The sequence below is a fragment of the Halegenticoccus tardaugens genome, assembly GCF_004116405.1.
Classification (GTDB): Archaea; Halobacteriota; Halobacteria; order Halobacteriales; family Haloferacaceae; genus Halegenticoccus; species Halegenticoccus tardaugens.
In genome coordinates this window covers 1-18,166 of sequence record NZ_SDIC01000004.1, presented here as the reverse complement: position 1 = coordinate 18,166, position 18,166 = coordinate 1, and the positions used below count along the sequence as shown (strand labels likewise).

The window sequence follows — 18,166 nt, the reverse complement described above, 5'->3', positions numbered from 1 at the left end:
TGCAGCATGGCCACCACCAAGTCGATTTGGGTTAAGTAAAGTTAACTTGATCGATGGAGACCATGACGGAGGACGCACTCGTACTCATCGGCCGGGAGACGCCACACGCGCGCGAGGTGCTGGAGACGCACGCCCGACGGCTCGAACGCCGCGGGATCGTGGACGCGGTGCACGTCGCGCTGTACGAACGGGAGCCGGGGCGCGAACTGCCGGCCCACCTCGCCGGGGTGAACGCCGGGGTCGTGTACGCGGTTCCGATGGCGTTCGCGCACACCCGAGAGACGACCGAAGGCGTCCCTGCGGCGCTGTCGACGCTCTCCGGCGACGTCCGCTACTGCGAGCCGATCGGTCGGAGCCCGGCTTCGACGGCCGTCATCGCTGATCGGGCCGAGGAGGCGAGAACCGGCGAGCGCGCGCTCGTGCTCGTCGCCTTCGGGAACGGGGCCGAGGATCACCAGCGACGGGCGGCCGAGTACCACGCGGCCCGCCTCCGCGAGGAGACCGACTACGACGAGGTCGTCGCGAGCTACCTCCTCGAAAACCCGGCCGTCGAGTGCGCGCGCTACGGCTACGCCGCCGAGAGCGCGGTCGCGGTGCCGCTCTTTCTCGCCCGCAGCGCCGCGACGGACCGGGAGATCCCCGAAAAACTCGAACTCGACCGCGGCGGCGTCGCCTACGCCGAACCGCTCGGCGACCACCCCCGCCTCACGGACGCCATCGAGGCGGAAGTCGGGACGCAGCGGCTCGTCGGCGAGTCATCCGCCGCCGGGCTAACGGAGCGCGCCCGCCGGCTGGCGACGGACGGCCGCGGCGATCCCGAGCGGTACGTCTGAACGCGCTCCGGTTCTCGTTCACCCCCTTCCGCGTCTGTCCTCTCCTCGCCCCGCTACCGGGGCGCTCGACGCACCGCCAGCACCGACAGGTCCGAAAAACGGCTCTCGTCGCCGTCGACGGCGGCGTCAACGCTGTCTGCGTCGTCGATCCCGGCCGCGCCAGCCGCACCGCCCGCGAGGCCGCCGAGCGTCGTCCGCGTCGTCCGCTCGTCCTCGTGCGTCAGCCGTTCGAACACGAGCGCCGGGAGCGACGGGTCGGCCCCGGCGTCGAGCAGGCGGGCGGCCACGTCCTCCGGCATCAGGTCGAACGGCCGGGGGAGCACGAGCAGGTGGCGCTCGCCGGCGTCGCGCGCGAGGCGGTCAAGGTCGGCCGACACGTCGCCGCGCTTGTGCAGCGTGACGAACGTCGCCTCCTCCATCGGCGTCCGGGCGCGGCTCGCGGCCACCTGCAGCGACGAGATGCCGGGGATCACCCGGACCGGGCGGTCGACCGCGTCCTCGACCTTCCCGAGGAACTGGTAGCCGGAGTGGTTCGGGTCGCCCATGAGCACCGCGGTCCCGGTTTCCCCCGCGGCGACGCGCTCGCCGAACGCTGAGAGCGCTTCGTCCTCGTCCCGGTAGCCGCACGCGAGGAGGTCCGCGTCCGTCTCGCGTTCGACGAACGAGACGACCGTCTCGAAGCCGACGACGACGTCCGCCTCCCGAAGCGCGCGGACGGCGCGGCGGGTGAGGTACGCGGGATTCCCGGGACCGATGCCGACGGCGTACACCGGCTCGGCCGATCCCGACGGGTCGGCCGCGTCCGCGGGATCGACCGCCTCCGGCGACGACGCGGCGCGAACCGCCGGGTCGTCGTACACCTCGCTTCGGGATTCGTTCATCCCTCGCGCCCCCCGCCCGCGGTCCGCCCGTCGGTCGGATCGAGCGTCGCGTCGCCGGCGCGGACGTCGCTCGCGACGTGGATCAGTTCGTTCGTCAGCCCGGCGGCGAGGCCGCTGCCGCCGCGCCGTCCGACGGTCGTGATCGCCGGCACCCCGGTCGCGCGTGTCGCCTCCCGAACGCGCTCGCGGCTCTCCTCGGCCTTGACGAACCCGACGGGCGTCGCCACAACGACGGCGGGGCGGGTGCCCTGTTCGACGCAGTCGGCGAGCGCGAGCGCGGCGGTGGGCGCGTTGCCGACGACCGCGATCGCGTCGTCGTAGACGCCGCGGCGGTCGAGTTCGAGCACCGCCGCCGCGGTCCGCGTCATCCCCGTCTCCGCGGCGAGTTCCGCGCCCGCCCCGATCGCCTTGCGGACCTCGCAGTCGTGGCCGCGACCGGTGATCCCGGCTTTCACCATCGTGATGTCGGTCACGATCGGCGCGCCGTCGAGCACCGCGCGCGCGCCAGCGCGGACGGGGTCGTTTTCGAACCGCACGAGGTGCTGGAACTCGATGTCGCCGGTCGCGTGAACCGCCTTCCCGCGGATGCGGTCCGAGAGCGTCTCGTGGGGGACGAATCGCCTGACGATGTCCATGCTCGTCTCCGCGATCTCGGTCGCCTCCCGCGTCGTCGCGCCGAGGTCCGCGTACCCCTCCTTCGAGGGCTCAGTCGTCATCGCTCGACACCCCCGGGACGCCGTCGGCGTCGGCGTCGTTCGCGTCGACGGTCGCGTCCGCGCCATCGTCCGCGTCCGCGGCCGTCGGTCGCGCACCGGCGCGGGCTTCGAGGTCGCCGTCGACCCCGAGGTGCAGGTCGCGCAGGCGGTCGCGGGTCGCGTCGTCCGCGTCCCAGAGGTCGCGCTCGACGGCCTCCAGCAGCGTCCCGGTGATCGACGCGAGCGCCCACGGGTTGACGTCGCGCATCCACTCGGCGCGCTCCTCGTCGAAGGCGTACTTCTCGGCGACGTCCGCCCACAGGCGGTCGCTCACGACGCCAGTCGTCGCGTCCCACCCGAGCGCCACGTCGACCGTCGTCGAGAGGTCGCCCGCGCCCTTGTAGCCGTGCTCTTCCATGCTGTCGAGCCAGTCCGGGTTGAGCACGCGGGCGCGCATCGCCTTGCGCACCTTCTCCTCGTTCGTGTACACCGTCACGTCGTCCGGGTCCGAGGAGTCGCCGACGTAGGAGGCCGGCTCCTCGCCGGCGATCTCGCCGACCGCGGAGATGAACCCGCCGTGGAAGGCGTACCAGTCCGAGGAGTCGAACTCGTCCTGCTCCATCGTGTCCTCGATCTTCGCGGTCGCCTCGACGCTCCCGAGGCGGCGCTCGAACGCGTCGTGGGCGTCCGTGACGGTCCCGCGCTTGCCCATCGCGTACCCGCCCCACCGGACGTAGACGGCCGCGAGGTCGGACCGGTCGTCCCAGTTGCCCTCGTCGACCGCCTTGTTCGTCCCCGCGCCGTAGCCCCCCGGCTTGGTCGTGAACACGCGGTGACGGGCGGCCGTCGCCGCCTCGGCCGGCTCTGCCCCCTCGGCTTCGAGCCGCGCCTCCTCCTCCTCGACGTGCTTTTTCACGTAGTTCATCTCGTGCGGCTCGTCGAGGTCGACGACCGCTTCGACGGCGTCGTGGACGACGCTCGCGGCGGCCGGGAACGCGTCCCGGAACAGCCCGGAGACGCGCGTCGTCACGTCGATCCGGGGGCGACCGAGGTCGGAGAGCGGGATCGGTTCGACGTCGTCGACCCGGCCGGCGTCCGTCCAGACCGGCTCGACGCCCAAGAGCGCGAGCACCTGCGCGATCGTCTCTCCGCGCGTGCGCACCGTCGGCGTCCCCCACGCGACGACGCCGACCTCCTCGGGGTATTCCCCGCGCTCGTCGTAATGCCGCGTCGCGATCCCCTCCGCGACCTCGCGGCCGACGCGCCAGGCGCTCCGCGCGGGCACCTTCCGGGGGTCGAGCGTGTAGAAGTTCCGCGCCGTCGGGAGCAGGTCGACGCCGCCGCGGGTCGGCGCGCCGCTGCCGCCCGGCGGGACGTACGCGCCCGAGAGCGCGTCGGCCGTCCGCGGGGTCTCCGCGCTCGCGCCCCGGACGCGCGGGGCGACCTCCTCGCAGACGAACCGGAGCGCCCCGCGGAGGTCGTCGTGCGCGCCGCGCTTCGCCCGGGCGTCGCCGAGCGGGTCGACGTCGACGACGAGCAGGTTCAGGTTCACCTCGTCGTCCGGTCCGGCCTCCGCCTCCGACTCGGGCACGTCAAAGTCGCGCTCGGCGAGCGTCCGGACGAGGTCGAGACACGTCCCGTACACCTCGTCCGCCGCCTCCGCGTAGGTCATCGAGAGCGCCTCGTCGTACGCGCCGGGCTCCTCCAGCATCCGCCCGTAGTCGACGCCGAGCGCGCCCGCGACGGACGCCCGGAGGCTCGGCGCGCCCGCGTTTTCGAGGCGGGTGAGCGCGACGAGGTACTCGACGAGGCGCTCGCCCTCGGGCGGTTCGCCCATCGTGTGCAGCCCCATCCGGATCTGCGTGGTCTTCACGTCGGTGAGGTACTCGTGGATGCGCTCGACGAGTTCGTCCGTTTCGACTTCGGCGGTGGACACCGCCTCATCCTCGTCGACTTCGGCGGTGAGCACCGCCTCATCCTCGTCGACCTCGACGGCGTTCGCCGCCTCGTCCCCCCGGACCCCCAGTTCGACCCCGAGGTCCAGCTCCTCGACCGTCTCCCGGAGGAGCCGTTCGAGTTCCGCGCCGCCGTCGCCGCTCGCGGCCGTCTCGCCGGCCGCGCGGTAGCGGCTCGCCAGCTCTTCGAGTTCCGCCAGCTCGTCGTACGTCCCCGCGTCGCGCATCGGCGGGGTGAGGTAGTCGACGATCGCGGCGTACGAGCGCCGCTTCGCCTGCGTCCCCTCGCCGGGGTTGTTGACGATGTACGGGTAGACGTTCGGGAGGTCGTCGACGAGCGCGTCGGGGGCGCTCTCGCCGTTCAACCCGACGGTCTTTCCGGGGAGCCACTCGAGGCTACCGTGGGTGCCGAGGTGGACGACGGCGTCGGCCTCGAACGCCTTCCGGAGCCACGCGTAAAAGGCGACGTAGTCGTGCGGCGGCTGGAGGTCGGAGTCGTGGTACACCTTCGAGGGGTCCATCCCGAACCCGCGCGGCGGCTGCACCGTGACGAGGACGTTCCCGAACTCGACGCCCGGAACGGCGAAGGGTCGCTCCGGCGGCTCGCCCCACTCGTCGAGCACGCGCTCGCGGAACCGCTCGTCCGCGGCCGCGAACCACTCGCGGTATCGATCCGGGGGAACGACGTCGACGCTCAACTCGCGCACGTCCTCGGGGGCGACCCAGCGGTCGTCGAGGGTGAGCTGGGCGGTCAGCCGCTCGACGAGCGCTTGCCCGCTCTCCGGGCGCTCGCCGCCCAGATCGTAGCCGCGCGCGGCCAGTTCGTCGAGGAGGTTCGCGGCGCTCGCCGGGCTGTCCAGCCCGAACGCCGTCCCGATGCCGTCGTCGCTCGGCGGGTAGTTGTGGAGGACGACCGCGACGCGCGCGTCCTCGTTCGGCAGGTGCCGGAGACGCGCCCAGTTCACCGCCAGCCCGGCGACGTGGTCGACGCGGTCTTCGATCGGGAAGTGCGCCTTCGGCACGCTGCCGATCCCGGCCGCGTCCTCGGTGCGCTCCTTGCCGCTCACGGGGTGCGTGATGACGTTTCCGTCGAACTCCGGGAGCGCGACCGACAGCGCCAGCTCGAACCCCATCACGCCGGCGTCGCTCGCCTCGTACCGCGAGCGCGACCGCATCGTCGTGATCGCCTGGAGCACGGGGACGCCCAGCCGGTCTAGGAACACCTCCCCGGCGCGCTCGCCCTCGTCGCTCGCGTCCCGGCCGCGCTCCGCCATCGACAGCGAGAACATGAACGACGAGACGACGGCGTCGACGACCGGCTCGCCGTCGATCGAAAAGAGGTTCTCGGCGGTCCACTCGGCGTCCTTCCCCTCGCCGTCGTCGGTGACGGGGTTGCAGAACGCCGGCAGCGCGTTCGCGCCCCGCGCCTCGACGGCCCGTACCATCGCGTCGACGTACCGGACGTTCTCGTGGGTCCAGTGGGACTCGTAGAACCAGATCCCGACCGTCGGGGCGTCCGGATCGTGCGCCGCACGAAGCTCCTCGGCGCTCGCGCCGGGGTGGTCCGGGTGGTAGACGCCCTCGGTCGGGAGCGCGACCGGGTCGTCGTAGTCGGGGGACGCGTCGCCTCCCTCGGCGCGCGCCGCACCGTCGGCGTACCGGCTCGAAAGGAAGCGCACGCAGTTGGCGACGTTGGTCCTGCCGCCGCGCTCTAAGTACTCGTACACCCGGTCGCGGTCGTCGTCGGGGACGCTCGTGTCCTCGAACGCGAAGGCGTCGCCGGTCGACTTCACGACCAGCGGGACGCCCGCCTCGCGCAGGCGCGCCACGGCGCGGTCGTATCCGGGCATGCTGTCCTCGCCGCCGTGGAGCCAGAGGACGACGGCGTCGGCGTCGACGAGTTCGTCCACGAACGCCTCGGCGTCGGTCGGGTCGTCCAGGTCGGACGACGATCTGACGGTCAGGTCCGTCTCCACCGCCGACGCGGCCGCCTGCACCGCCCCCAGTTCGTTCTCGGTCGCGGTGTACAGTCCGATGAGTGGCATAACGTTGTTAAACCTCTATTGTGATTAGTGCAAGTATGGTTGATTTACGGGACGGCAAAAACCTGTCGGCGTCCTCGGCGAGCGAAGCGAGCCGAGGGCACGCTGGGGAGCAAAGCGACTCGGCGGTGCCGGTGTCGTTCGGCGACATCGTCGGACAGGAGGCGTTCAAGCGGGCGCTGCTGGCGGTCGTCGCGGACGACGGGCTGTCGGGGCTGCTCGTCCGCGGCGAGAAGGGAACGGCGAAGTCGACGGCGGTCTGGGGGCTGGTCGACCTCCTCCCCGAGCAGCGGGCGATCGCCGACTGTCCGTTCGGCTGCCCGCCGGACGACCCGGGAGGCCAGTGCGTCGACTGCCGCGGGCGGTCCGATCCTCCGATCGAGTCGCGGCCGGTTCCGCTCGTGACCCTGCCGCTCGGGGCGACCCGCGACCGCGTGGTCGGGACGCTCTCGGTCTCCGACGCGCTCGCCGGGGAGGCGAACTTCGAGCCGGGACTCCTCGCCCGGGCCAACCGCGGAATCCTCTACGTCGACGAGGTGAACCTCCTCGACGACCACCTCGTCGACGTGCTGCTCGACGCCGCGGCGGGCGGCGTCAACCGCGTCGAGCGCGACGGGGTGAGCGTCGCCCACCCCGCCGCGTTCACCCTCGTCGGGACGATGAACCCGGAGGAGGGCGATCTCCGGCCGCAGCTCCGCGACCGCTTCGACCTCCAGGCGTCCGTGACCGGCTGTCGCGACCTCGACGACCGGGTCGCCGTGATCGACCGCGCGCTCGGCCTCGACTCGGCGGGGGCGGACGGGGAGGAGACGAGGGGAACCGCCGAGTGGCGCGACCGACTGCTGGCGGCCCGCGAGCGCCGCCCGGACGTGACGATCGCGCCGGAGTTCCGCCGCGAGATCGCCGAGCTCTGCCGCGACGCCGGTGTCGAGGGCCACCGCGCCGACATCGCCGCGGCGCGCGCGGCGATGACGCTCGCCGCGCTCGCCGGCCGGACGACCGTCGTCGAGTCGGACCTCCGCGAGGCGGCGGCGTTCGCGCTCCCGCACCGCCTCCGCTCGACGCCCTTCGATGACGCACCCGACGCGGAGTCGATCGTCGACGACCACTTCGGCGAGGACGGAACGGGTGACGGGGACGACGCGGGCGGCGACGAGGGGGCGAACGCGGCCGAGCACGAGGGGAGCGCGGACGGTGAGGGCGACGACGGAGAAGGCGACGGCCGGGGCGACGGGAGCGGGGGCGACGAACCGGGGCGGGACGACGGTGTCGACGGTCGGAAGGACGGGACCGGCGGGTCGGACGGACCGGACGGGTGCGGGTCCGACGGAGGGGACGGCGCCCGCGACGAGGGCGGCGGCGTCGACGGCGACGGAGGAGTGGGAACCGGCGGAGAAGGAGAAACGGCCGACCGGAAGGAATCGATGGCCGACGGAGAGGGAGAAAGAGACGACGGCCGAGAGGGTTCAGACGACGACGCGGAGCCGGCGACGCCGATCGTTCCGGGGGAGTCGCGGGCGGGGGTCGGCGACGGGGTCGCGCCCGTGATCGCCCGCGACGCGTCGGATCGGGGCGACGGATCCGCCGCGTCGGGTCGACGGGTCCGCGCGTCACCGTCCCCGAGCGCCGACGGACCGCGCGTTCGAACGGAGCGAGCGGAGGGGTCCGATTCGGGAGCGATCGACGCCGCGGCGTCCGTGCGGGCGGCCGCGGCGCGCGGCGCGGATCGCGTCGGCGAACGCGACCTGCGGCGGTCGATCCGCGAGGGGACCGCCGAGGCGCTCGTCGTGTTCGCGGTGGACGCGAGCGCCTCCATGCGGCCGGCGATGCGGGCGGCGAAGGGGATCGCCCTCGACCTCCTCCGCGACGCCTACGAGCGTCGCGACGCGGTGTCGATGGTCGCCTTCGCCGGCGACGACGCCGCCGTGGTGCTCCCGCCGACCGGCAGCGTCGACCTCGCGGCCCGCCACCTGAAGGAGCTGCCGACCGGCGACCGGACGCCGCTGGCGGCCGGCCTCCGAACCGCCGCCGAGGTGCTCGATCGCGCCGCCCCGACGGCCGGCGTCGTCGTCCTCGTCACCGACGGACGCGCGAACGCGAGTGACAGCCCGACGGCCGAGACGCGCGCCGCCGCCCGGACGCTCGCCGAACGGGAGGCGCACGTCGTCGTCGTGGACGCCGGCAACGACGGCGCGGGTCTCGTGGCGGACGTCGTCGAACGCACCGGCGGCGAGCGCGTGCCGCTGTCCGCGCTGTCGACGGAGCGCGTGGACGCGGCCGTCGACCGGGCGCGCCGAGGAGCCGAGGGCGATCCGCGACGCGCCGCGGTCGACGAATCGCCCTCCCGATAGAGGGGTCCGGTGCCGTCCCCGATAGTTTTACAATCAAGATTGTTTTCTAATCAACTTGAGTTTCGATGACGACCACCACAGACACGGTTACGGATCGAATCGCACGCGCCGGAACGACGCTCACGCCCGTCCAGACGGCGATGGTGATCGGGCTCGCGGCCGCCCTCGGCTTCGCGCTGCTGTTCCTGCAAGCGCCGATGGCCCACGAGTCCCTGCACGACTTCAGACACGCCGCGGGCGTGGTCTGCCACTGATGTTCGCGTACCTGCGGCGGGGGCTCGCCGCCGGGACTGCGGCGGGGGCCGGCTACGGCCTGTTCGTCGCGTTCGTCGCCGGGCCCCTGATCGCGGTCGCGGAGGGGTACGAGGCCGCGAACGAGCACGGTCACGCGCACCACGCGCACGAGGGCGCGGCTACCGGACGCGCGACCGTCGACCTCGTCGCCGCCGCTCCCGACGTCGCGGGGGGGCTCCTCTGGGGCGTGCTCCTCGGCGGCGCGTTCGGGGTCGCGTACTACCTGTTCGAGCCGGCGCTTCCGAGCCGAGGGGCGACGAGGAGCTCTCTGCTGGGCGTGGCGGGCTTCGTCGTCGCCTCGGGCGCGCCGTGGCTCGCGCTGCCTCCGCGGCCGCCGGGGACGACGTGGGCGCTCGGCACCGACGCGCGGCTCGCGGTCTACGCGGGGATGATGGTCGCCGGCGCGCTCGCCTGCGCGCTCTCGCTGGCGACGTACCGTCGGCTCTCGCGCGCCGGCCGAGACGTCGGAGTGGCCGCCGTCGTGGCCGCGTGTCCGCTCGCGGCGCTCGTCGTCGGTGCGGCGCTCGCGCCGCCCGTGGGGGCGACGACGCCCGCGCCGGCGACGTTCACACTCGCGTACGCCGGCGTCGTGATCGTCGGGCAACTGGGCCTGTGGGCCGCGCTGGCCGGCGGGTTCGCCCTGCTGAGCGCCCGCGAGGGACCGGCGGACCTCGACGGAGGCACCGACGCCGACCGCGGCGCGCCGCTGTGAAGGGACGCGCGCTTTTTTGAGGGGAGAGGGTGGAAGCGACGAGTCAGTCGACCGTCGCGACGAGGAGCCGGTACGCGCCGCGTTCGACGCCCTCGTCGTGGTAGACGACGGGTTCTTCGACGGCCGCGACGCGGCCGTCCGCGAGGGCGGCGGCCGTCACGACGCCGTCCGTCGAAACCGCCTCGCCAGCTCCGTCTTCGAGAGTCGCCAGCCGGAGCCCGTGGACCTCGGGGTCGCGGGACCGGAAGTGCTGCGCGCACGGCACCGCCAGCCGGTCGCCGTCGGCCGCGAGTTCGGTCGCGAACCCGCCGACCGAGACCGACCACCGCCGCTCGCCGTCGTGATCGTACCCCGAGAGGGCGTGCTCGTCCGGGTGCCGGCGGTCGGTCTCCCGGCCCGCCGTCGAGTAGGTGTTGCCGGTGAGGAAGGCGATCCTGCCGCCCGCCGCGCGAACGTGGTTCGGGTACGCGTACAGCGTCTCGCCGTCGGTCGGCGTCTCGATCCCGAGCGGGACGCTCCACCGGATCGAATCCTCGTCGGTCGATCGGGTCCCCTCGCCGTCGGTCGCCTGGACCGGGTCGTCTACCGGGCCGCCCGCCCGACCGCGCGCCGCCTCCAGCCGGTCGGTATCGAGCGCGTAGCCGCGGTAATCGGCGTGGCTCGCGACGGCGACTCCGCCGTCGAACAGCGACGCGTCGCCGACCCGGCGCTCGCCGTCGCCCGGCGGATCCCACCGCGCGCGGACGTCGCCGGCGTCGGCGTCGAGGACGACGAGACCGTCCGCGTGCTCGCCGGGACAGCGGTTGTACGCGACCGCGACCCGCCCGTCCCCGACGTCGAGGCTCACCGGCGAGGCGTCGTTCTCGTACCGCCACGCGACCGTCCCGTCGGGCTCGAAGGCGTACACGACGCTCCGGAACGAGCGGTCGCCGCCCGAGCGGTCGTAGCGGCGCGCGGCGACGAACGCGCGACCGTCGGCGGACCGCGCGTCGGCGACGAACGGGAGTCCGAACCGGCCGCCGCCGGACGCCTCTCCCACGTCCGCGGCGGTCTCGTAGCGCCAGCGCAACGCGCCCGTCCGGGCGTCGAGCGCGCTGACGAGGCCGCGGGGGCCGCGTTCGCCGACCACGAGGGTGCCGTCGAGGGACGCGAGGGCGACGATCGCGCCGCCGGCGGCGCGGTTCGACGCGCCCCCGTCACCGCCGCGTTCGTCGTCGCCGCCGCGTTCGCGCGAGCTTCCGCCGTCGCGTTCGCGTTGCGACTCGCCCAACTCGTCCCGCCGGACCGACCACCGCGGTTCGAGCGATTCCGGGTCGAACGCCCGGACGGCCCCGTCGGCGGTGCCGACGGCGACGAGGTCCTCGGTCAGGAGGACGCTCGATCGCCGGCCGCCGTGCCGGGAGCGAGCCGGCGTCACATCGCCGAGCACGACGGTTCGAGCGTCGAGCGCGTCACGCATCGGTGAGATGTCACTCATCGGCGGGGAAGACCTCGTGGAGCGCGCCGTGCGTCTCGCCCAGTCCGTCGAGGACGCCGGCACCGTGGTCGGCGAGGCGATCCAGCGCCAGTTCCGCGTCGCGGACGGCGACGAGCCGCCCGCGGAGGTAGTCGTACTCCGGATCGGTCGGCTCCGTCCCGGCGACTTCCGATTCGAGGTCGACGAGCGCGGCGTCGAGGTGCCGCCGGAGGGCCGCGAGCGAGTCGGCCTCGGCCAACCCCTCGATCGGGCCGTCGAGGTGACCCTCCAGTTCCGATTTCGCGTGTTCGCGGGCGCTCCTGTCCTCGACGCCGAGGACGTTCATCAGTCCGAGTCGTACCGCTTCGAGTTCGTGACAGCTCATGGTTACAGTATCCCGTCGACGATGTCGCTCACGATTCGGTCCCGGTCGAGGTGGGACGAGACGATTCGATCGGCGTCCGCGGGGTCGACGCCCCCGTACCAGACGCCGTCGGGGTACACCGCGACCATCGGCCCGTCGCCGCACCGGCCGAGACACGAACTGCGGGTGATCCGGGCGTCGCAGGCGTCGGAGTCGCGGGCGGCCTGCCGGAGCCGTTCGAGCACGGCCGGCGAGCCGTCCCCGGCGCAGGTCCGGTTCGTGCACACGGCCACGTGCTTCTCCGGGGCGTCGTGGGCGTGCGGTTCGTCGTCCACGTCTGTGCGGTCGGCGTGCGCCCCCTCGTGCGTCAGCGCGCGCAGCATCGCCCGCGCGCCGCCGCGGTCGTCCTCGAAGCCGTCGAGGTCGACCTTGTACTTGCACGTGTCGCACGACATCTCGACGCTCCCGGTTCGGGCCTCCCGCCAGCGGTCCGCGAGGGCGTCGAGCAGGCGTTCGTCGGTCCCGAGCGGGTCGCCGGCGGCGGCGGCGGCGTAGGGGTACGACGCGTCGAAGTCGGCCGTCGTCTCGCGGACGCGCTCCGTCAGCACGCCGTCACCGAGCATGTACGGGAGGACGACGACCGCGTCTGGCCGCCGTTTGGCGACGCGGTGGAGCGCCCCGTCGAGACGCGGCTCCGTGACGCCGACGAACGCCGTCTCGACCGCGGCGAAGTCGCGCCCCTCGTACAGCAGGCGCGCGAGCTTGTGTGCGTCGCCGTTCGCGTCCGGGTCGCTCGACCCGCGGGCGCAGAGGACGACCGCGACCGACTCCTCCCCGCGCTCGACGTCGAGCGCGCGCTCGACTGCCACCGCGCGGTCGTCGAGGAGATCGACGATCGCCGGGTGGATCCCGAGGTGCGCCCCGTTGTACAGCGAGAGCCCCGGGTGCGCCTCGCGCGCCCGCCGCACCGCCAGCGGAACGTCCGTCTTGACGTGACTCGCGGCGAAAAGCGAGAGGTGGACGACCGTCACGGTCGACGCCGCGGGGGCGAGCCCCGCGATCGCGTCGGGGATCGACGGTTCCGCGAGTTCGAGAAAGCCCGCGTCGACCGGAAGTCCGAGCCGACCTTCGAGAGCTGCGGCGAGCGACCGAACCTGTTCGTTCGATCGCTCGCGGCGCGACCCGTGCCCGACGAGGAGGACCGCCTCGTCCGCGGGCGAGCCGGCGTCGGGCGTGTCGTTCGCGCGGCTCACCGCCGCGCCTCCGCGGCCGGGTCGCCCTCGCGGTCCGCGGTCGCCCGCTCGACGCTTCGGCGGAGCTTCCGCCGTCTGCTCGGGGCGAACAGGCCGCTCTCCTCGCTCCCCTCGTACACCCACTCGGCGAACGCCGGGGCGTCCGCGTCGGCGACGCTGAACCAGTAGCGATCGCCGGACGCCGCCGCCGGCTCCGTCGTCTCGATCGAGACGGGGCGGGCGTCGAGCAGGCCGCGAACCTTGCGGAGCAACCGCAGTTCGTGGACGAACGAGACGCCGAGGCCGCCGGTCGACTCCTTGAAGCAGACCGTCCCGCAGCCCTCCAGCAGCCCGCGGAGCAACTGCCGGTCGTGCGCGGCGAGGGCGTCCAGCCGGTAGCCACCGGGGTCGTCGTCGATCGGGAGCCCGAAAGCCGCGCTCACGCGTTCACCGAGAGCGGGGGCGATGACCTGCACGAGGTACTCGTCCTCGACGCGGGTGACGGCGGTGTCGTGCGCGAACGACCGCTCGCGGATCCGGTGGTCGACGCGCGCGCCGCCCGCGATCGCCGACAGCCGCCGGGCCGCCGTCTCGTCCCGCGCGCGGATCCGCACGGCGTCCGCCGAGACCGAGCCGTCGCCGATCGCGCGGCCCCAGAAGTACGCCGTCTCGGGGTGCCGCGAGAGCAGATCCGCCGGCGGGCTCCGGGTGCCGTCCCGCGGTTCGCCGGGACCGTCGGTGCCGCTCATCGCTCCACCTCCGCGACGGCGATCGCACCGACTGGACAGGCGGCGGCCGCCCGGCGGGCCTCGTCGAGCCGGTCGTCGTCGAAGCGGGCGACGATCCGTCGGTCGACCCCGTCGGCCGTTTCCGGTTCGGCTCCGTCCGAACCCTTCCCGCCGGCCGTTTCCCCGTTTTTCGACTCTCCCCCATCCGTTTCTCCGTCGGTCGCTTCTCCTCCGTCCGTCTCGATCGCCGCGAGGCCGTCCGCCGCCTCGACGAACCGCGGATCGCGGACGAGGCAGGCGAAGATGCCCTCGCACGCCCCCCTGTCGAGTTCGATCTCGTACATCTCAGTAGTCGTACTTGCGCTCGTACCCGCGCGGGGTGACCATCCGCCCGTCCCAGACGTAGGTCTCCTCGTTGCCCACGAGGACGGTCGTCGTCATGTCGATCAGGTCGGTCTCGCCGAGGTCCGCCAGTTCGCCGAGCGTCGTCAACTCGGCTCGCTCGTCCTCGCGGCCCGCGCCGTGGACGATCCCGACCGGCGTGTCGGGATCGCGGTGGGTGAGCAGGATCTCGCAGCACTTCTCGAAGTTCTCCCTGCGCTTTCTGCTCCAGGGGTTGTAGATGGCGACGGTGAAGCCCTCGCCCGCGACGGCGTGCAGCCGCGATTCGATCTCCGCCATCGGCGTCAGGTGATCCGAGAGGCTGACGCTCACGGTGTCGTTCACGAGCGGCGCGCCCAGCCGCGCACCGCACGACTGGGCCGCGGGGACGCCGGGGACGACCTCGAAGTCGACCATCGACGCCGTCGCGCCCTTCGATTCGAGGATCTCCAGCGCCAGCCCAGCGAGCGCGTACACGTTCGGGTCGCCGCTGCCGACGATGGCGACGTCGTTGCCCGCGAGCGCCCGGTCGACCGCCTCCTCCGTCCGGGAGACCTCGCCGCACATCGGCGTGTCGTACAGCGCCGCCGCGGCCTCCGTGATCTCGTCTGGCAGGAGATCGATGTACGTCGTGTAGCCGACGATGTGCTCGGCCGAGAGCAGGGCTGCGCGTGCGCGTGCGGTCATCCCGTCCGGTCGACCCGGTCCGAGGCCGACCGCGACCAGCCGTCCGGGGTCGCCATCGAAGTCGTCGACCGTCGAGCCGACGCGCTCCGCCGTCGTCGCCTTCTTCGCCGACGCGCCGCACTCCGGGGCCGACGTGTCCGTCGCGGAACTCGACCCGCCGCAGGTCGACGTCGACGCCGACTCGTCGCCCGCCGCGCCGCACTCAGAGTTCGTCTTCGACGCCGCGTTCGACCCGGCCGTCGAACCGTCGCGCGCCCCGCCGCAGCGGGCGCGCGGTTCCGTCTCGCGCTCCGCGTTCGGTTCGCCCGTCGTTTCGTTCGCGTTCGATTCCGCCGTCTCCGCGGTGTCTTCGGTGCTCATGGGTGTCAGAAGTCGTCGACGTCACGCCCGCCGCGCGGGGTGACGAGGTACTCGCTGTGGTCGTTTCGCCAGACGCGCGTCTCGTGGGTGCCGACGAGGATCGACGTGCCCATGCCGCCGACCTCCTCGTCGTGCGCCGTCGCCTCGCCGAGCGTCGTCAGGGTGTGGGTTTCGCCGTCGAGATTCCGGCCCGCGTCGCCCCTGCTCGCGTCGTTGAAGATGGCGACCGGGACGTCGTCGGCGCGCTCCTCGCGGAGGACCTCGATCGCGCGCTCGTAGTCCCGCCAGCAGTTGTAGAGGACGACGACGAAGCCGCTTATCGCCGCGGCGCGAAGCTTCTCTTCGATCTCGTCCCAGCCGCGCCACTTGTCCGACAGCGAGACGGTGCAGAAGTCGTTCGACAGGGGCGCGCCGAGGTTCGCGGCCCCGCCGAGCGCCGCCGTGACGCCGGGGACGACCTCGATCGGAACGTCCGTCGCCCCTTCCTCCTCCGCCATCAGAAACAGCAGGTCGGACTTGCCGTACACGTTGGGATCGCCGCCGGAGACGTGCGCGACGTCCTGCCCCGCCCGGACGCGCTCGAACGCCTCCCGGGCGAGTTCGACCTGCCGGCCCATCGACGAGCGAACGATCTCCTGCGTCCCGCCGTCCCCGCGCGTCGCGACGCCGCCGTCCGCGACCGCCTCCTTCGGCGGCAGCGTCCCGTCGCGGCGGAGGAAGCGCTGGTACAGGTTCGAGGCGATGACGCAGTCGGCGGTCCGGACGACGTCCTTCGCTCGCTGTGTCATCGCGTGCGGCAGACCGGGACCGATGCCCACGACGTACAGCGTGCCGAGATCGGCGGTGGCGCTCGCCGCGGATACCTCGTCCGCGCTCATCGTCCCACCGCCGCCGTGACGGCGTTCTCGTGGCGGCGCTTCTCGACGACGAGTTCGTGCTCGCGCCCGCCGGCGAGGGCGCTCGCCTCCGCGACGCCCGGCCAGCCGATGAGTTCCTTCGAGCGCGACGGCGTCGGGCCCTCGAAGTCGAGGAGTGTCTCGCGGTCGAAGGCGACGACGCCGACGCCGCGCGCTTCTGCCGCCGCGAGCAGCCCCTCCTCGTCGGCCTTTCGCGTCCCCGTCGCGACGAACTCCACGTCATCCCAGTCGGCGGCCGCCGCGGCGAGCGCGTCGTTCCACGCGTCGAGGAACTGCGCCTCCCCCGCGCCGGCGACGCTGCCCGTCCCGATCACCACGCCAGGCTCCCCGTTCCGTTTGAGGACCGTCACGTCGTCGCCGACGAGGACGGCGCGCGGGCCGTCGAGTCGGGCGACGGGTCCGAGTTCGTCGTTCAGCACCGCGAGGTTCGTCGCGACCGTCGACCCGCCGTTGACGACGTGCGCCGAGAGCGCCTTCGCCCGCTTTTCGACGCCCTGCTTGCCCGCCGCCTCCGAGGCGGTCGTCATCGCGGGAACCGCGCCGAGCGTGGCGAGGTCCTCCGCGACCTGGTTCGCCCCGTGGTGGCCGCCCGTGATCGGGATCGCCCACGTCAGCGCCTCGTCGATCACGACGATCGCGGGGTCCTCCCACTTGTCGTCGAGGAGGGGCGCGGTCTTCCGCATCGCGATGCCGCTCGCCATCAGCCCGACGAAGCAGTCGTACTCGCCCCAGTGCTCCTCGAACACGTCGCCGTGGTACTCGATCACGTCGATCGCCCGGTAGCGGTCGCCGATGCCGGCCACGATCTCCGCCGCGGTGTCCAGCTTCCGTTCGAAGCTCACGACCGCGATCTCCTCGGCCACCTCGCCGTCGCTGTCCGGCGCGCTGCAGTGACCGCCGCCCCCGCCGGAGCCGTCGCTTCCGGCGGTGCCGTCGCGGCCGCTCGCTTCGTCTACGTTCGCTCGGCTCGTCCCGTCCGTCGCGTCGTCGTCCGTGCTCACGTCAGTCACTCTCCGTTCTCGTCTCGTTCGCGTCGGTTCGGTCCGCGCCGCGGTTCGCCCAGTCGCCGTACAGGTACGATCGCTCGTAGCCGGCACCGGTGACCGCCTCGCCGACGATGACCATCGCCGAGGCGCGGTAGCCGGCCGCCTCGACGCGCTCGCCGATCGTCTCGATCGTCCCCTCGATCACGTCCTCGTCGGGCCACGACGCGTGGTACACCGCCGCGACCGGCGTGTCCGGGTCGTGGCCGTCCGCGAGGAGGCGGTCCATCGTCTCGGCGACGGCGTGCGTCCCGAGGTAGATGCAGGTCGTCACGTCGCCCATGCCGACGAACTCGCTCACGTGATCCTCCGCCTCGCTCAGCGTCCGCCCCCGCGGTCGAGTGAAGGCGACGTGGTTCGCCACCTCGTTGAGCGTCAGTTGCGTCCGGAGCGTCGCGCTCGCGGCGAACGCCGAGGTGACACCGGGGACGAGGTACGTCGGGACGCCCGCGTGTTCGAGCGCGTCCATCTGCTCCAGCGCCGCGCCGTAGATCGCCGGGTCGCCGCTGTGGAGCCGGACGACCGACCGGCCGTCCTCGTAGGCGTCGCGCATCAGCGGCACCAGCTCCTCCAGGTCCTTGCCGACGGAAGTGACGGTCTCGGCGTCGGCGCAGTAGGCGTCCAGGAGTTCGCTGTTGACGAGCGATCCCGCGTGGACGACGAGGTCGGCGTCCGCCAGCAGCTCCCTGCCGGCGACGGTCAGCAGGCGGGGATCGCCCGGTCCCGCGCCGACGAACGGGATGCCCTCCTGGGAATCACCGGCCGAGAGCTCGTCGACGCGCGGGTCGCGCTCGCGCGCCCGCCGCTCGCCCCGCGCGTCGATCGCCGCCTGCGGGTCCGCGTCGGCGTCGGTCATCGCTCGCCCTCCGGGTCGCCGCAGGACTCGCCCGCGGCGCGTTCCTCGGCCGCGAACCCGCCCGCGGACGCGGCCGCAGGCGAGGAGTCCGAGGTCGGACCGCGGTCGTCGGCGTCGGACGCGCCGGGTGCCCACGCGCCCCCGTCACCCTCCCCGGTCGGAGACGGCGCGACGCGGTCCGGCCGTCCCTCCCGATCCCCGTCGATCTCTTCGTCGTCGCGGAGGAACGCCGCCGTCGCCGACGACGCGTCGAGGTCGCGCTTTTCGGCGTACGCGAGGGTGTAGTAGTCGCGGTCGGCGAGCTCCGCGGGGTCGTCGGTGACGATCGTCTCGCCGTGCTCCATGAACAGCCGTCGGCCGAACGTCACGTCGTAGCCCG

General features: G+C 73.2%; 16 protein-coding genes and 1 pseudogene. 4 read left to right on the top strand and 13 right to left on the bottom strand.

Annotation, left to right across the window (positions count from 1 at the left end; genetic code table 11):
- The first annotated feature begins 62 nt into the window (after nt 1-62).
- Nucleotides 63-833 carry a sirohydrochlorin chelatase gene (locus C3L37_RS11000; RefSeq protein WP_129114670.1) on the top strand — a complete coding sequence of 257 codons (771 nt, stop codon included), beginning with the start codon at nt 63-65 and terminating at the stop codon, nt 831-833.
- Between the two features lie 53 nt (nt 834-886).
- Here C3L37_RS11000 and C3L37_RS10995 read toward each other — a convergent pair whose 3' ends face one another.
- The 3 genes from C3L37_RS10995 to C3L37_RS10985 are packed head-to-tail and all read right to left on the bottom strand — an operon-like array spanning nt 887 to nt 6,409.
- Complete coding sequence (locus C3L37_RS10995; protein WP_129114669.1) at nt 887-1,714, bottom strand: cobalt-precorrin-7 (C(5))-methyltransferase; 828 nt, start codon at nt 1,712-1,714, stop codon at nt 887-889.
- On the bottom strand, nt 1,711-2,430 hold the full coding sequence (locus C3L37_RS10990; protein WP_129114668.1) for a precorrin-8X methylmutase: 720 nt from the start codon (nt 2,428-2,430) through the stop codon (nt 1,711-1,713). The genes C3L37_RS10995 and C3L37_RS10990 overlap by 4 nt, the downstream gene beginning before the upstream one ends.
- The gene (locus tag C3L37_RS10985; RefSeq protein WP_129114667.1) at nt 2,420-6,409 is read right to left on the bottom strand and encodes a cobaltochelatase subunit CobN; all 3,990 of its coding nucleotides are present in this window, start codon (nt 6,407-6,409) and stop codon (nt 2,420-2,422) included. The genes C3L37_RS10990 and C3L37_RS10985 overlap by 11 nt, the downstream gene beginning before the upstream one ends.
- A gap of 35 nt (nt 6,410-6,444) precedes the next feature.
- Between C3L37_RS10985 and C3L37_RS10980 the strand changes: the two genes are divergently transcribed.
- The 3 genes from C3L37_RS10980 to C3L37_RS10970 all read left to right on the top strand — a co-directional run bounded on the left by C3L37_RS10980 (nt 6,445) and on the right by C3L37_RS10970 (nt 9,763).
- Nucleotides 6,445-8,757: a VWA domain-containing protein gene (locus tag C3L37_RS10980; protein WP_129114666.1), complete on the top strand. Its 2,313-nt coding sequence runs from the start codon at nt 6,445-6,447 to the stop codon at nt 8,755-8,757.
- Nucleotides 8,758-8,822: 65 nt separating this feature from the next.
- Nucleotides 8,823-9,011: a CbtB domain-containing protein gene (locus tag C3L37_RS10975; protein WP_129114665.1), complete on the top strand. Its 189-nt coding sequence runs from the start codon at nt 8,823-8,825 to the stop codon at nt 9,009-9,011.
- On the top strand, nt 9,011-9,763 hold the full coding sequence (locus tag C3L37_RS10970) for a CbtA family protein (protein ID WP_129114664.1): 753 nt from the start codon (nt 9,011-9,013) through the stop codon (nt 9,761-9,763). The genes C3L37_RS10975 and C3L37_RS10970 overlap by 1 nt, the downstream gene beginning before the upstream one ends.
- A gap of 43 nt (nt 9,764-9,806) precedes the next feature.
- Here the strand turns inward: C3L37_RS10970 and C3L37_RS10965 are convergent, their stop codons facing one another.
- The 10 genes and pseudogenes from C3L37_RS10965 to C3L37_RS24830 form a co-directional block, all read right to left on the bottom strand.
- Nucleotides 9,807-11,240, bottom strand: a complete 1,434-nt coding sequence (locus tag C3L37_RS10965; RefSeq protein ID WP_228546207.1) for an outer membrane protein assembly factor BamB family protein — start codon at nt 11,238-11,240, stop codon at nt 9,807-9,809.
- Entirely contained in the window at nt 11,233-11,604 is a 372-nt protein-coding gene (locus tag C3L37_RS10960; protein WP_129114663.1) for a DUF3209 family protein, read from the bottom strand. Before C3L37_RS10960 ends, C3L37_RS10965 begins: the two co-directional genes overlap by 8 nt.
- A gap of 2 nt (nt 11,605-11,606) precedes the next feature.
- Entirely contained in the window at nt 11,607-12,836 is a 1,230-nt protein-coding gene (locus C3L37_RS10955) for a CbiX/SirB N-terminal domain-containing protein (RefSeq protein WP_129114662.1), read from the bottom strand.
- Entirely contained in the window at nt 12,833-13,564 is a 732-nt protein-coding gene (locus C3L37_RS10950; RefSeq protein WP_129114661.1) for a cobalamin biosynthesis protein, read from the bottom strand. The genes C3L37_RS10955 and C3L37_RS10950 overlap by 4 nt, the downstream gene beginning before the upstream one ends.
- On the bottom strand, nt 13,561-13,887 hold the full coding sequence (locus tag C3L37_RS10945) for a ferredoxin (protein WP_129114660.1): 327 nt from the start codon (nt 13,885-13,887) through the stop codon (nt 13,561-13,563). The genes C3L37_RS10950 and C3L37_RS10945 overlap by 4 nt, the downstream gene beginning before the upstream one ends.
- Nucleotide 13,888: 1 nt before the next feature.
- Nucleotides 13,889-14,971, bottom strand: coding sequence for a precorrin-3B C(17)-methyltransferase (gene cobJ, locus C3L37_RS10940; RefSeq protein ID WP_129114659.1), 1,083 nt, complete (start codon nt 14,969-14,971; stop codon nt 13,889-13,891).
- Nucleotides 14,972-14,976: 5 nt separating this feature from the next.
- Nucleotides 14,977-15,849: a precorrin-3B C(17)-methyltransferase gene (locus C3L37_RS10935; protein ID WP_129114658.1), complete on the bottom strand. Its 873-nt coding sequence runs from the start codon at nt 15,847-15,849 to the stop codon at nt 14,977-14,979.
- Complete coding sequence (gene cbiG / locus C3L37_RS10930) at nt 15,846-16,889, bottom strand: cobalt-precorrin 5A hydrolase (RefSeq protein WP_129114657.1); 1,044 nt, start codon at nt 16,887-16,889, stop codon at nt 15,846-15,848. Before cbiG ends, C3L37_RS10935 begins: the two co-directional genes overlap by 4 nt.
- Before the next feature lies 1 nt (nt 16,890).
- Nucleotides 16,891-17,787: a cobalt-precorrin-4/precorrin-4 C(11)-methyltransferase gene (locus tag C3L37_RS10925; RefSeq protein ID WP_129114656.1), complete on the bottom strand. Its 897-nt coding sequence runs from the start codon at nt 17,785-17,787 to the stop codon at nt 16,891-16,893.
- Nucleotides 17,784-18,166: pseudogene (locus C3L37_RS24830) on the bottom strand (cobalt-factor II C(20)-methyltransferase); the annotation flags it as partial. The pseudogene C3L37_RS24830 and the gene C3L37_RS10925, both read right to left, overlap by 4 nt.